Consider the following 12,661-nt stretch of genomic DNA (forward strand, 5'->3'; position numbering starts at 1 on the left):
ACCAATTGCACCCGTAAACTTCATGAATGCCGAGGTTACAGCGCTCTGCAGCTTGTTCGGCCCCACCATCAGCGTCATATTGCCGCCGATCACCTCATGGTGGTTGTTGCCCACCTCAATAGATTTGTTGTTGCCCACGCTTTCGGACTGATTGCGATCCACCCGTTTGGCGCGATTATTCTCGACGTGAATTTCGTGATCGCGCTCCGCGTGCAGGTAAACCTTCTCTCGCCCTTTTTCATCCTCGAAGCTGATCTCGTTGAAGCCATTGCCTTTATGCGTCTTGGAGCGCCAGACGGCCTTCGTCTTATGCTCGGGCAGCGGATAGGGCGTATTGTTCTTCCCATTGAACACATTCCCCGTGACCAGTGGCTTGTCTGGATCCCCTTCGAGGAACTCGACCACCACCTCCATGCCGATGCGCGGGATGACCATGCCGCCCCAGCCGGCGCCGGCCCAGTTCTGCGACACCCGGCAGCGCATCGAGAACGCCCCGCTCAGGTCCCAGTGGAACCGCACCAGGATCCGGCCATATTCGTCGCAGTCGATCTCGCCCTCGCCCACCACCATCGCGGTCTGCGGCCCATGCACCACCGGCACCGCCGTGCGCCGCGGCGGGGCCATCGGCGCCGTGTCCGGCATCAGGGCGTAGCTGCCGGTGAACGCATAGCCGTCGCTGCCTTGACCGCCGGAGCCATAGGCCTCGGACACGAAATGGTGCGAGGCCGAGAGGCACAGATAGGTCCCGCCCGTGCCCGGCACCGGATCGCCCGACAAGGTCACCCGCTTCCCCGCCCGCAGGCTGGCGCAATCGCCCACCGCGCGGTTGCGGCGATCCGCGCCGCGCTCCTGCGAGGTGCGCAGCCCGGCGACGATCTTGCCCACGTCCTGCGCCAGGTAGTCGCCGGGATAATCGAAGCTCTCGATGGCGCCTTGCGCATGGGCGGCGTCGCCCAGCCGGTCCGCCTCCATCGCCGCGTCGGGGGTCTTGAAGTTGTAGTCCGTCAGCCGGATGGCGCCGGTGGTCAGGTTGCGCTCGGGCGACCAGTCCCAGAAATGCTCGTCCTCGGCCTGGTGGTGGCCGTCGTAGCTCTTGTAGGGCCGGGCGCCGATCGTCTCATGCGCCAGCACGTCGTCGGTCAGGACCAGCGTGTGCGAGCCCATGGCGTGGCGGAAATGGAAGCTGATCCCGTGTCGCTCCATCTGCCGGCGGGCGAAATCGAGGTCGCTTTCGCGATACTGCACGGTGTATTCCAGCACCGGGTAGTCCTGCGAGAGCTGGAATTCGACCGCCGGATCGCCGAGCTGGGCGTAGTCCGAGAGCAGTTCCTGCAGGATCTGGACCACGGTCTTGTCGTGGAAGATGCGCTGGTTGCGGCGGCGGCTCGCCAGCCAGAACCAGGGCCGCAGGGTCAGGTCGTAGCGATGGCCGTTCTCGCCCACCGCGGGCCTGCGTCACGATCCCGTCAAAGGGCTGCGTGCCGTCGCGGGTCTCGATCTCGACCGTGGCATGGGTGCCGATCAGCGCGTCGAAGTCGAGGTCGGGGCGGGTAGCCAGTGCCTCGATCCGGTATTCGAAGAGGTCGTTCAGGTGATCCGTGCCATCGAAACGCAGGAGCGCCAGGGTGTCGGGGCCGAGCGCGGTGGTGAGGCGCCCGAGACGCTCGGACTGGCGCAGGGGGGCGTTCATGAAAAGGCCTCCGCAGGGGAAATGGGTCAAGAAAATCTGCGGGGAGTGTGCATGACCGGAACGGTGATGCCAAGACTGCAAGATTACCAAGCGCGCAAGACGGTGCGCGCGCGGTCACCAGCGGGTCACCGGCCCCGGATTCGACCAGATTGCACGATCTTCGACGCCTTTGCATCTTCGCGCCGCCAAGAAGCTCGCTTCCCCGAGGCCTCGGATCCTGCCCTTTCGTGCCGTCTCGTGTCATCTGCTGCACTGGGGTGACAAAGCAATTTCTGGCTTCACATCGAAGATGTCAGCGGTTCAAATCCGTTATCGCCCACCATGTTTCCAAAGGCGCTAAGGCAGGTTTAACAACCCCTTAGCGCCTTTTTCATACCCCTCCCGACATCTTGTCACCATTCCCGAAGATGTCCGCGGTCACCGCGCGGTCACTGGAATTCGGGCAGCAGGGTCACCGAGATGCGGCGGAACTCGCTCACAGGGAAAGGACTGTAGCGTGACACGAATTTTTGCACGGCGTGACAGTAAGATTTGCAGCAGACGAGTTTTGCGAAACACCCCCCTTAATCGCGCCGTTCACGCCAGCATGATCGGCTCGGATAGCGGGTCGCCTGTGATGGGCCAGGGGTCGATCTGACCCGGCCCGCCGAGGCCGGTGCAGGCATGGTCTCGGACCAGCTGCCATGCGATCTCGACCAACGCAAGCATCTCCGCATCCCATGCCGGATCGTCCTCGACCCGTGCGCCGGTCAGCGCCATGCGGATCATCTGCGCCAGCGCGTCATTGGTCCGTTTGCCCGGCGCCGGATAGACCGAACCGCGCAAATGCAGCCCGTCGGCATAGATCGATGCCGGCGCGACCATGTCGATTGCCGCGCGCACCAGGAGCGGGGCCGGCACCATGAAGACGTCCAACCCCTCGACCTCGGGCCTGGCGCGCAGCCAAAGCACCAGCCGCCATAGCTTGCGCAGGGTGTCTTCGTTCAAGTCCGCGCCCTCGGGCGAATGCGGCGGGTAGATCAGCATCAGCTTGCAGCCCTTGGCACGCGCTGTGACCGCGAAGTTGAAGAACGCGTGATAGCTGACGGCGCCCTCGGCCGAGTTCGGTTCGGCCAGGCCGGTCGTAAGGTCGCCGATCTCGGTGATGATCAGCGCGCCGGAATAGGCGCCGGTGCGGTCGGGCCCGTTGGCCGTCCATCGCTCGGCCGCGCTGGTAACCGGAACCGTCCCGCCAGCATCTCCGAGATCGGCGCGAAGCTGCCTCGGGGCTGGAACTCGACCGGAGCGCCCAAGGCATCGCCAACGGCAAGGCCGAGCAGCGCCCCTGCGCCTCGGTCACCTACGGAACGTCGGGTGCCGGAACAATCCATATGCTGAACGAGGCCCGAGATAAACCACATTCGGGGGAGTAAAGCATGGCAACAGGACAAGCACCAATCTGCGTGCCCGGATACCTGCCATTCGCCCAATCCGGCGGTCAGTTGGGTCGTCGGGAAAACAGTCGCCCGGACTGTTTTCTAATCCTCCTCCATCCATCTGGTCAGCAAGCTCTACGAGCAGACCTCCGTCATCGTCACCACCAACCTGGCATTCGGGGAGTGGCCGGCCGTCTTCGGAGACGCGAAGATGACCACCGCGCTGCTCGATCGCCTCACCCACCATTGCGACATCGTCGAAACCGGCAACGACAGCTGGCGCATCAAAACACAAGCCTGAACGCCTTCGAAACGCAGGCCCGCGTCGGCTGCGCCAGCTGGAAAGCTACGCCGCCACGGGCCTGCTCACCACAGCGCCGGAGGGGTCCCTTTTGGACGCCGGTAGGGGGCACCATTCAACGCCGACTGACAGACAGGCCAAGATCAGCAGCCGCATGGCCGAACTGGTCACAACGTCGCCGCGGTAGTCCTTCAGTGAGGCATAGAAGTCCGGCCCATCGGCGGATGCCATGGCAGCGCGGTTCTGCACGGGCGGCTTAGGTGCTAACGCCCCCTTGCACATCGCGCGGGGTTCACCGTCAGCAGCCCCTCGGCCACCGCCAGCGTAAAAACCTCGGTTACGTCCCGCAAGACCCGCTGCGCCACTTCCATCGCGCCGCGCTTCTCGATCGCGCGCACCATGTCCAGCACATCGCGCGGCTTGATCTCGTCCAAGTGCAGCCGCCCCAACGCGGATAAACGTCATGCTCAACCCGCGACCGAACGCGGGTGAAATAGGACTCAGACAGTCGCACGCGCTTGGCAGCAAGCCAACGGTCGGCGATCTCCTTGAACTGCGGTGCGGTCGAGGGTGCGGGCTGGTCAGGCTCTTCCTTCGCGCTCGGGTCGCCACCACGGGCGAGAATGGCGCGGGCTTCGGCGGCCTTCAGGCGCGCATCGGCTAAACCCACCTCGGAGTAGCGTCCGAAGGTCAGAGTCCGTTGCCGCCCGTCCCTCGTGAAATTCATGCGCCAGGACTTGCCGCCCGCGGGCGTGACAAAGAGATAGAGGCCGCCTCGGTCAGCCGCTTTATAGGCGCGCTCGGCGGGCTTCAGATGCCTGATTCTCGCATCGCTCAGGGTCATGGTATTTTCCCCTCCAGGCATGGTATCGGCAGGAGCGCGATACCATGGATTAGCCGTGGATACCCGCGAACGTCGGTGAACGCCGGCGGACGCCGAACCGCCAGAACCCTGCAATTTCTTGCGTTTTTAGGGGTCTAACGGACGACTATGAAAGGTTAACTGGTACCCGAGGTCGGACTCGAACCGACATGCCTTGCGGCGGCGGATTTTGAATCCGCTGCGTCTACCATTCCGCCACTCGGGCCTTCCACGCCACCGCGTAAGGCGCTGCGCGCGTTTTTGCAAGAGGCCGTGTCAGGCGCGGCCCAGCTTCTCCATCCGCGCCGCCCGCATCCGCGCGAAATCGTCGCCGGCGTGATACGAGGACCGCGTCAAGGGCGTCGCCGAGACCATCAGGAAGCCCTTGCCATAGGCGGCCTTCTCATAGCTCTTGAATTCCTCGGGGGTCACGAAGCGATCGACGCGGTGATGCTTGGGCGTCGGCTGCAGATACTGGCCGATGGTCATGAAGTCGATGTCGGCGGCACGCATGTCGTCCATGACCTGCAACACGCCCTGGCGGTCCTCGCCCAGGCCCACCATGATGCCCGACTTGGTGAACATGCCGGGGTCGAGTTCCTTCACCCGCTGCAACAGCCGCAGCGAGTGGAAATAGCGCGCGCCGGGCCGCACGGTCGGGTAGAGCCCGGGCACGGTTTCCAGGTTGTGGTTGAACACGTCCGGCCGCGCCTCGACCACGGTCTCCAGCGCGGCGGGGCCGCATTTCAGGAAGTCCGGGGTCAGCACCTCGATGGTGGACTTGGGCGAGCGGTGGCGGATGGCGCGGATGGTCTGGGCGAAATGCTCGGCCCCGCCGTCGCCCAGGTCGTCGCGGTCGACCGAGGTCAGCACGACATGGTTCAGCCCCAGCTTCTGCACGGCATGGGCGACGCGGCCCGGCTCGAAGGCGTCCAGCGCATCGGGCTTGCCGGTCTGCACGTTGCAGAAGGAACAGCCGCGGGTGCAGATCTCGCCCATGATCATCATGGTGGCATGGCCCTGGCTCCAGCACTCGCCGACGTTCGGGCAGCCCGCCTCTTCGCAGACGGTGGACAGGCGATGCTCGCGCAGCAGGTCGCGCGTGTCCTTGTAGCCCTGGCTGGTCGGCGCCTTGACCCGGATCCAGTCCGGCTTCTTGGGCTGGGACTGGTCGGGGCGATGGGCCTTCTCGGGGTGGCGCAGAACCGGGGGCATGTCCGCCATGTCGGCATCCTTTGCTGATTTCCGGCATAACTAAGGGTTTTTCGCCCCTTGATCAACGGTCCTGCAGGGTGCATCTAAAGCCCGTCGATGCCGCGCCGCAGCATCGGCCTGAGGGAGGAGCGGATGTTGAAAGGACCAAAGATGAAAAAAGGCGATCTGCTTCCCGACGTGACCTTCCAGACCCGCGTGCGCGACGAGGCCGTGGGCGGCCCGAACCCCTATCGCTGGCAGGCGATGACCACGGCCGACTATTTCGCCGGCAAGCGCGTGGTGCTGTTCTCGCTGCCCGGCGCGTTCACGCCCACCTGCTCGACCTATCAGCTGCCCGGCTTCGAGAAGGCCGCCGATGAAATGGCGACCCTGGGCATCGACGCGATCTATTGCATGTCGGTCAACGACAGCTTCGTGATGAACCAATGGGCCAAGGGCCAGAACCTTGAAAACGTGAAGGTGATCCCCGACGGCTCGGGCGCGTTCACCGACAAGGTCGGCATGCTGGTGCGCAAGGACAACCTGGGCTTCGGCGCCCGCAGCTGGCGCTATGCCGCCATCGTCAACGACGGCCGCGTCGAGGCCTGGTTCGAAGAGCCCGGCCGCTGCGACGACTGTCCCGAGGATCCCTATGGCGCCAGTTCGCCCGAATCGGTGCTGGAATGGCTGCGCGCCAACCCGGCGCAAGCCGCCGCCTGATCCGACCCTTCGGACACACGAAAGGGCGCCACCGGGGCGCCCTTTTTCATGGCCGCTGGCCTGCCGGGATCAGCCGATCAGCGGCGCGCCCGAGCCGTAGGTCTCGCGGTAGTGGCGTTCCAGCCGCATCAGCGCCAGGCGCAGCACGATCTTGCCCGAACGCGCCGACCAGCCCAGCCGGCGCTCGGTCATCTCGACCCCTTCGAGAAAGCAGCAGACCCGCAGGCACATGTCGCCCATGCCCGGCCCCAGCTCGCGCAGCGCCGCGGCGACGCGGTTGCGCGCACCCTCGGACCCGCCGCCCATCCCGGCCGAGACCCGCGACACATCGACGCCCGAGGTCAGGAAGCGGTCCCAGTTCTGCGTGACGCGCGGTCCCATCTGCGCCAGCTCGAAATCCTCGCGCAGGCGCTCGCCGGCGGCGACCAGGTCAGGGGCAAGGAACGGCCGGCCGTCCGGTTCGCGCCGTCGCGCCAGCATCAGCAGCGGGCTTTCCGCGATATTGATCCGGGTGCGGCGGCGGCGGCCGTCCTCGGGGTCGGTGATCTCGCGCTCTTCCCAGTGCCGATGCCGGTCGGCATGGCTGAAGGCGGCGGCCTCCTCGGCGCAGCCCGCCAGTTCGGGCGCCACCGGGGCGGCCAGGCTGAAATCGGCGCCCTGCGGCATGGCATTGCCGCGCCGGGCCGCCAGCATCGCCCGCAGCGCCTCGCGGCCCTGGCCCGAGATCGCATAGCGGCTGACCCGGCCCTGCCCCAGCAGCTGCACCCAGGCGCGGATCGCCATGTGCTCGGCCAGCTCACGGTCCAGGATCGCGGTGCGGATGTCGTCGCGCACGACGATGGCCTTGTCCATGCCGTCGGCCACCACCATCTGCGCACCGGGCTCGGCCAGCCGGCGCAGGATGCGGGCGATCTGGCGCATGCCGGTGCGGCCCGGCGCCACCGGCGCGGCACCGCGGTCGCGATCCGGAGCGCGCTCGACCGCCTGATCGACCAGCGGATCGTCGCGGCGCGCCTCGAAGCGGCGAATGCGGCGCAGGATCGTCGAAGCGTGGCAACCCGCCTCGCGCGCCAGCGAGCGGATGGTCTCGCCGCCCTCGACATGGCGCAGATACAGTTTCAGGTCACCGTCCCGGGTCTGGGAGTCCGTCCCCGCATCGGGCCCTTCACAGGCCGAGACCCCGAAGCCGGCAGGCAGGGCGGCGATCGGGGCTTCCGGGGCAAAGTCTCCCGTCAAAATCGTCATGGTCATTCCTTCGCTTCCTGCAGACGAGCGGGCAGGCGCTCGCCCATGGGTTGTGTCACCTCCCGCCTCACCAAAGACAGGATCAGGCCGAGATGGGGCGATATTTGCTAAGAATTCCTAAAGATTCCTTGCCGCGCCGCGCGCAGCACGGCAACGGGACGCAACACACGCATTGGTTGTGCAAATTTTCCCCGGTTCCATTCGGAAACGGAGAAAGCGCCATGACGATGATGAGCAATGTGATTGCCTTCCAGCCCCGGCTCGGCCAGCCGCAGATGCGCCGGCCGCGGCTCTTGGTGCGGGCCGCGCAGGCGGGCCTGGCGGGCTGGAACCGGCGGCGCGACCTGCGCCGGCTGCTGAAATGCGACGAGACGCCGCTGGCCGGCGCCGCCCTGGCCCGGCTGCGCGCCGAGGAAGCGCAGCTCGACACTATCCGCCGCGAGGGCCGCGCCGATTACGACGTGCACCGCCACATCATGCTGCTGATCGCCATCCTGGCCGAGACGGCCGAGGCCGCCCCGCGCCCGCTGCCGGCTACTTGCCTCTGAACAGCGAGCCCAGCACGCCGCGCACCAGCGCCTGGCCGGTCTTGGTCCCCAGCTGCCGCGCCAGGCTCTTGCCGAAGGTCGTGGCGATGGAATCGCTGGTCGAGGCCCGGCTGCTGCGTTTCGCCGGCGCCTCGTTGGGGATCTGGATCCGGGGATCATAGCGCCGGCCGCGGCTGTGCGGCTTTTCCATCGTCCACAGGTCGTCGTCGCCCCGGGCCTCCGGCCGCGCCGCCTGCGCCGCCGCCTGCTCGGCGCGGCTGGCCAGGATCTCGGCCGCCGATTCGCGATTCAGTGCCTTGCCGTATTTCAGCGCCATCGGGCTTGCCGCGTTCAGCGCCGCGCGCTCGGCATCCGCGATCGGGCCAAGCTGCGACAGCGGCGGGCGGATCAGGGTGCGCTGCGCCACGCCCGGCACGCCCTTGGCCTCCAGCAGCGAAGTCACCGCCTCGCCGGTGCCGACGGCCTGGATAGCCTCGGCGATGTCGAAATCGGGATTGGCGCGATAGTTCTGCGCGGCGAGCTTCAGCGCCTTCTGGTCCTTGGCGGTAAAGGCGCGCAGCGCGTGCTGGACGCGGTTGCCAAGCTGGCCCAGCACCGATTCAGGCAGGTCGGCCGGGTTCTGGCTGATGAACCACAGGCTGACGCCCTTGGACCGGATCAGCCGCGCCACCTGCTCGATCTTGTCGACTAGCGCCGGCGGGGCATCGTCGAACAGAAGATGCGCCTCGTCGAAGAAGAAGGCGACGCGCGGCTTGTCCGAGTCGCCGACCTCGGGCAACTGTTCGAAAAGCTCGCTCATCAGCCACAGAAGGAAGGTCGCGTAAAGCCGCGGCGCGTTCACCAGCCGCTCGGCCGACAGGATGTTGATCATCCCCTTGCCCGAGGCATCCAGCCGCATGATGTCGGAAAGCTCCAAGGCCGGCTCGCCGAACAGCCGGTCGCCGCCCTCGCCTTCCAGCACCAGCAGCGCGCGCTGAATGGCACCGACCGAGGCGGTCGAGACATTGCCGTATTTCAGCGACAGCTCCTTGGCGTTTTGCCCGACCCAGACCAGCATGGCCTGCAGGTCTTTCATGTCCAGAAGCGCCAGCCCCTCTTCGTCGGCGACGCGGAAGGCGATGTTCAGCACCCCCTCCTGCGCATCGGTCAGGCCCATCAGCCGCGACAGCAGCAAGGGCCCCATCTCGGCCGGCGTGGTGCGGACCGGGTGGCCGCGCTCGCCCCAGATGTCCCAGAAGGTGACCGGAAAATCCTCGTATTCCAGCGCCATGCCGATCTGCGCTGCCCGCGCCTGGAAGGGCTCGTTCAGCTTGCCGGCGGGATCGCCGGGCTTTGCAATACCGGCCAGATCGCCCTTCACATCGGCCATGAACACCGGCACGCCGGCGCGCGAGAACGATTCGGCCAGCACCTGCAGCGTCACCGTCTTGCCGGTCCCGGTGGCACCGGCGATCAGCCCGTGGCGATTGGCGTATTTCAGCAGCAGGTTCTGCGGCTGGGCATGATCGGCGCCGCCGCCGCCCAGAAAGACCGTTCCCGCGGCCAGATCGACGATATCTGTCATATTTTCTCCTCGGATCGGCAAAAAAACGCGGGCTGCGACAAAAGGACAATACAACCGTAAGGATTTTGTGCCAGTCTGTTCCTGTCGGGCCATCGCATCGGCGGCGGGCCGGCTTTCCTCCCTGTTGGACTGCCGCGCCTCTGGCGCGGCTTTTTTTTGCATCGTCCGGTGCCGATCACATCGCGGTCATCACAATGTAACAATCTGTCGAATAGGATAGTTGACGGACCTTCGTTCCGGCTCTAGCTTTCCGAGCAATGATGACCGGCCAGTCCGGCAGGGAAGGTAAGCTGGGGATCCGGGGCGGCTGTCTTACGCTTCGGATCCCTCGCCTTTTCGGGCCTCGGCAAAGCCCGGTGCAGCAGGTTTTCGCCCATATCCCATTGGCACGCAAAGGTGACGCCCCGCGATGCGATCCGCCCTGACAAGGCGCAGCGCGCATGTTAGGAGCAGGGCCGATGCATGGACCAAAGGAAAGCACCATGGCAAATAGGACGTCCGCGGCATTGATCGCCGCCCTCTTCACCCTGACCGGCAGCGCCGCCAGCGTGATGGCGCAGGAAGCGGCCACCCCGGCCCAGCCCGCCGCCGAGGCCGCCGCCAGCGAAGCCCCTGCCAGCGAAACGCCCGCCGCCACCACGCCGGCCCCCGCCGCGCCCGCAACCGAGGCCCCCGCAGCCGAAGCCCCCGCTGCCGACGGCGCACCCAAGGTCGGCCAGCCCTATGCCAAGTCGACGCATGGCGACTGGACCCTGCGCTGCATGAAGACCGAGACCGGCAAGGATCCCTGCGAGCTCTACCAGCTGCTCAAGGACCAGAACGATTCGCCGGTGGCCGAGGCCTCGGTGATCCCGATGACCGGCAATGTGCAGGCCGTCGTCACCTTCGTCGCGCCGCTGGAAACCGACCTGCAGGCCGGCCTGGGCCTGCAAGTCGACGCCGCCAAGGAAGGCCGCTATCCGTTCATGCTCTGCGCGCAGGTCGGCTGCATCTCGCGCATCGGCCTGGCCGATGCCGAACTCGCCCCGCTGAAAAAGGGCAACAAGGCCACCGTCTCGGTGCTGCCCTTCGGCGCCCCGAAAGAGCAGATGGTCAAGCTGAACCTGTCGCTGAAAGGCTTCACCGCCGGCATGACCGCGCTGGTCGAGGCGAACAAGGACCTGGCCGCCGCGCCGGCCACCCCGGCCCCGGCAGCCCCGGCCGCCGCACCCGCCGCTGCCCCGGCCGAGGCGCCCCAGCAGTAACGGCGTCCCCGCATGGGAAATCGGGCCGGGGAAACCCGGCCCTTTTCATGGCCGCCCGCGCGGCGGCCTGGCCTTCACCGTTTCACAAATACTCACGCGGCCCGCGCCACCACCCCGGCGGCCGGCACGGCAAAGGGGCGCCCGCCAAGGCGCCCCCGAAAGAAGCGTGGCCCCGGATCACTCGACCGGCAGGGCGACGAAGCGCGGCTCGCCGGCGCGGCGCACCATGACCAGGATCGACTTGCGCCCGGCCTCGCGCGCCTCTTTCACCCGCCCCTCCAGGTCGGCGAGCGAGGTCACCGGCTGCTGGCCGGCCTCGGTGATGACATCGCCGGCGGTCAGGCCCTTGTCGGCGGCGGCGCCGGTCGGATCGACCGATTGCACCACCAGCCCCTGCATGTCGCGCGACACGCCCAGCTCGGCCGCGATCTCGGGCGTCAGCGGCGCCAGCGTCATGCCCATCAGGTCGCTCGCGGTTTCCTTGGCGCTGTCCACCTTGCCCGAACCCGAACCCTCGGCCAGTTCGCGCCGCCCCAGCGTCACCTTCAGCTCGACCGGCTTGCCCTCGCGCTGCACGGTCACGTCCACCGCCTTGCCGACCGGCGCATCGGCCACGCGGCGCACCAGGTCGCGCGGGTCCTTGACCTCGCCGCCGGCGAAGCTGGTGATCACGTCGCCCGCCTTCATCCCGGCATCGGCGGCGGGCCCCGAGGGCACGTCCGTGACCATGGCGCCGCTCGCTTCGGCCAGGCCCAGCGAATCGGCGATGTCCTGCGTCACCGGCTGGATCTTCACCCCCAGCCAGCCGCGCCGGGTCTCGCCGAATTCCTCGAGCTGCTCGACCACCTTCGAGACCACGTTCGAGGCCATCGAGAAACCGATGCCGATCGAGCCGCCGTTGGGCGACAGGATCGCGGTGTTCACCCCGATCACCTCGCCGTCCATGTTGAACAGGGGCCCGCCCGAGTTGCCGCGGTTGATCGCCGCGTCGGTCTGGATGAAATCGTCATAGCTGCCCGACAGCGCGCGGTTCCGGGCCGAGATGATCCCGGTCGAGGCCGAGAAGCCCTGCCCCAGCGGGTTGCCCAGCGCCAGCACCCAGTCGCCCACGCGCCCCTTGTCGCTGTCGCCGAACTTGACGAAGGGCAAGGGGTCCTTGCTTTCGACTTTCAGCACGGCAATGTCGGTCTTGTCGTCGCGGCCCACCACCTTCGCCGGCAGCGTCTTGCCCGAGAAGAACTCGACCTCGATCTCGTCGGCGCCTTCGATCACATGGTTGTTGGTGACGATCAGCCCCTCGGGCGAGACCACGAAGCCCGAGCCGAGCGCGTTCGAGCGCTGCTGCTCCATCGGCCCGCCGCCGAACGGATTGCCGCCCTCGCCCTGCGGAAAGCCCGGGAAGCCGAATTCGCGGAACAGGTCGCTGAACGGGCTGCCCTCGGGCAGTTGCGGACCGCGCACCAGCGGCGTCGAGACGGTCGAGGTCGTGGTGATGTTCACCACCGCCGGGCTGACCTGCTCGACCAGGTCGGCAAAGCTCTCCGGCATGACGTTTTCCTTGCGCGCCTTGCTTTCGGGGGCGGCAAGCGGCTGGTTGTCATTGGCGGCGGCCTGCGGCGACTGGGCGGCGGGCGCCTGGGCCAGTGCCGGCGACAGCGCCAGCAGCAACGCCAGCCCCGAGCCGGTCAGAAGAGGACGAAAAGAGGGTCTGTTCATCTGGATGGTCTCCTTCCATGCCGGGGCCGCGCGAACCGGTCCCATGGCAATCTGCTCATGTTCAAGGGGATTTTCGGTCCCGTTGCAAATGAACCACGCTCGCAAAGGATGAACTGATCGTGACTTGCAGGCAATGCCGGGTTCAAGCCGCCACGGCAAAAA

At 66.9% G+C, this 12,661-nt stretch carries 12 protein-coding genes, 1 tRNA gene and 2 pseudogenes; 4 read left to right on the plus strand and 11 right to left on the minus strand.

Going from position 1 to position 12,661, the window contains the following annotated elements; translation table 11 throughout:
- The 4 genes and pseudogenes from ASV56_RS03720 to ASV56_RS24895 form a co-directional block, all read right to left on the minus strand.
- Nucleotides 1-1,443: type VI secretion system Vgr family protein (locus ASV56_RS03720; protein ID WP_253879858.1), on the minus strand; the 1,443-nt coding region annotated here is incomplete at its 3' end.
- A 55-nt stretch (nt 1,444-1,498) separates the two neighbouring features.
- Nucleotides 1,499-1,690, minus strand: a pseudogene (locus tag ASV56_RS24315) (hypothetical protein); the annotation flags it as partial.
- Between the two features lie 576 nt (nt 1,691-2,266).
- On the minus strand, nt 2,267-2,716 hold the full coding sequence (locus ASV56_RS03725) for a hypothetical protein (protein ID WP_062560835.1): 450 nt from the start codon (nt 2,714-2,716) through the stop codon (nt 2,267-2,269).
- 122 nt (nt 2,717-2,838) lie between these two features.
- Nucleotides 2,839-3,090 (minus strand): ADP-ribosylglycohydrolase family protein, encoded by a 252-nt coding sequence (locus ASV56_RS24895; protein ID WP_156429059.1) that lies wholly within the window; start codon nt 3,088-3,090, stop codon nt 2,839-2,841.
- A gap of 48 nt (nt 3,091-3,138) precedes the next feature.
- Between ASV56_RS24895 and ASV56_RS22505 the strand changes: the two are divergent.
- Nucleotides 3,139-3,406, plus strand: a pseudogene (locus ASV56_RS22505) (ATP-binding protein); the annotation flags it as partial.
- 263 nt (nt 3,407-3,669) lie between these two features.
- Here the strand turns inward: ASV56_RS22505 and ASV56_RS25025 are convergent.
- From ASV56_RS25025 to lipA, 4 genes are all read right to left on the minus strand, one after another.
- The gene (locus ASV56_RS25025; RefSeq protein WP_437435907.1) at nt 3,670-3,807 is read right to left on the minus strand and encodes a phage integrase central domain-containing protein; all 138 of its coding nucleotides are present in this window, start codon (nt 3,805-3,807) and stop codon (nt 3,670-3,672) included.
- The gene (locus ASV56_RS22510) at nt 3,744-4,250 is read right to left on the minus strand and encodes a tyrosine-type recombinase/integrase (protein WP_172823728.1); all 507 of its coding nucleotides are present in this window, start codon (nt 4,248-4,250) and stop codon (nt 3,744-3,746) included. Before ASV56_RS22510 ends, ASV56_RS25025 begins: the two co-directional genes overlap by 64 nt.
- A 160-nt stretch (nt 4,251-4,410) precedes the next feature.
- Nucleotides 4,411-4,494: transfer RNA gene (locus ASV56_RS03735), tRNA-Leu, on the minus strand.
- A gap of 50 nt (nt 4,495-4,544) precedes the next feature.
- The gene (gene lipA / locus ASV56_RS03740) at nt 4,545-5,492 is read right to left on the minus strand and encodes a lipoyl synthase (protein ID WP_062560837.1); all 948 of its coding nucleotides are present in this window, start codon (nt 5,490-5,492) and stop codon (nt 4,545-4,547) included.
- 141 nt (nt 5,493-5,633) lie between these two features.
- Here lipA and ASV56_RS03745 point away from each other — a divergent pair, with 141 nt between their 5' ends.
- A complete protein-coding gene (locus ASV56_RS03745; RefSeq protein ID WP_062560838.1) occupies nt 5,634-6,182 on the plus strand; it encodes a peroxiredoxin in 549 nt (182 codons plus the stop codon).
- Nucleotides 6,183-6,251: 69 nt separating this feature from the next.
- On the opposite strand, the gene ASV56_RS03750 is transcribed toward ASV56_RS03745, so the two are convergent.
- Nucleotides 6,252-7,433: a DUF6456 domain-containing protein gene (locus ASV56_RS03750; RefSeq protein WP_082724724.1), complete on the minus strand. Its 1,182-nt coding sequence runs from the start codon at nt 7,431-7,433 to the stop codon at nt 6,252-6,254.
- A gap of 215 nt (nt 7,434-7,648) precedes the next feature.
- Here ASV56_RS03750 and ASV56_RS03755 point away from each other — a divergent pair, with 215 nt between their 5' ends.
- Entirely contained in the window at nt 7,649-7,975 is a 327-nt protein-coding gene (locus ASV56_RS03755) for a DUF6477 family protein (RefSeq protein ID WP_062560839.1), read from the plus strand.
- On the opposite strand, the gene ASV56_RS03760 is transcribed toward ASV56_RS03755, so the two are convergent.
- Nucleotides 7,962-9,539: a helicase HerA-like domain-containing protein gene (locus ASV56_RS03760; RefSeq protein WP_062560840.1), complete on the minus strand. Its 1,578-nt coding sequence runs from the start codon at nt 9,537-9,539 to the stop codon at nt 7,962-7,964. The two genes, ASV56_RS03755 and ASV56_RS03760, sit on opposite strands and share 14 nt — an antisense overlap.
- A 482-nt stretch (nt 9,540-10,021) precedes the next feature.
- Between ASV56_RS03760 and ASV56_RS03765 the strand changes: the two genes are divergently transcribed.
- Complete coding sequence (locus ASV56_RS03765; RefSeq protein WP_253879860.1) at nt 10,022-10,783, plus strand: invasion associated locus B family protein; 762 nt, start codon at nt 10,022-10,024, stop codon at nt 10,781-10,783.
- A gap of 177 nt (nt 10,784-10,960) precedes the next feature.
- Here ASV56_RS03765 and ASV56_RS03770 read toward each other — a convergent pair whose 3' ends face one another.
- Nucleotides 10,961-12,499, minus strand: a complete 1,539-nt coding sequence (locus tag ASV56_RS03770) for a DegQ family serine endoprotease (RefSeq protein ID WP_062562224.1) — start codon at nt 12,497-12,499, stop codon at nt 10,961-10,963.
- Between the last annotated feature and the right edge of the window lie 162 nt (nt 12,500-12,661).

The sequence above is a fragment of the Paracoccus aminovorans genome (assembly GCF_001546115.1).
GTDB lineage: Bacteria > Pseudomonadota > Alphaproteobacteria > Rhodobacterales > Rhodobacteraceae > Paracoccus > Paracoccus aminovorans_B.

Coding starts and splice junctions, on each gene's coding strand:
- ASV56_RS03725 (WP_062560835.1), bottom strand. CDS start 2,716: ATGCTGATCTACCCGCCGCATTCGCCCGAGGGCGCGGACTTGAACGAA.
- ASV56_RS24895 (WP_156429059.1), bottom strand. CDS start 3,090: ATGTGGTTTATCTCGGGCCTCGTTCAGCATATGGATTGTTCCGGCACC.
- ASV56_RS25025 (WP_437435907.1), bottom strand. CDS start 3,807: ATGGTGCGCGCGATCGAGAAGCGCGGCGCGATGGAAGTGGCGCAGCGG.
- ASV56_RS22510 (WP_172823728.1), bottom strand. CDS start 4,250: ATGACCCTGAGCGATGCGAGAATCAGGCATCTGAAGCCCGCCGAGCGC.
- lipA (WP_062560837.1), bottom strand. CDS start 5,492: ATGGCGGACATGCCCCCGGTTCTGCGCCACCCCGAGAAGGCCCATCGC.
- ASV56_RS03745 (WP_062560838.1), top strand. CDS start 5,634: ATGAAAAAAGGCGATCTGCTTCCCGACGTGACCTTCCAGACCCGCGTG.
- ASV56_RS03750 (WP_082724724.1), bottom strand. CDS start 7,433: ATGACCATGACGATTTTGACGGGAGACTTTGCCCCGGAAGCCCCGATC.
- ASV56_RS03755 (WP_062560839.1), top strand. CDS start 7,649: ATGACGATGATGAGCAATGTGATTGCCTTCCAGCCCCGGCTCGGCCAG.
- ASV56_RS03760 (WP_062560840.1), bottom strand. CDS start 9,539: ATGACAGATATCGTCGATCTGGCCGCGGGAACGGTCTTTCTGGGCGGC.
- ASV56_RS03765 (WP_253879860.1), top strand. CDS start 10,022: ATGGCAAATAGGACGTCCGCGGCATTGATCGCCGCCCTCTTCACCCTG.
- ASV56_RS03770 (WP_062562224.1), bottom strand. CDS start 12,499: ATGAACAGACCCTCTTTTCGTCCTCTTCTGACCGGCTCGGGGCTGGCG.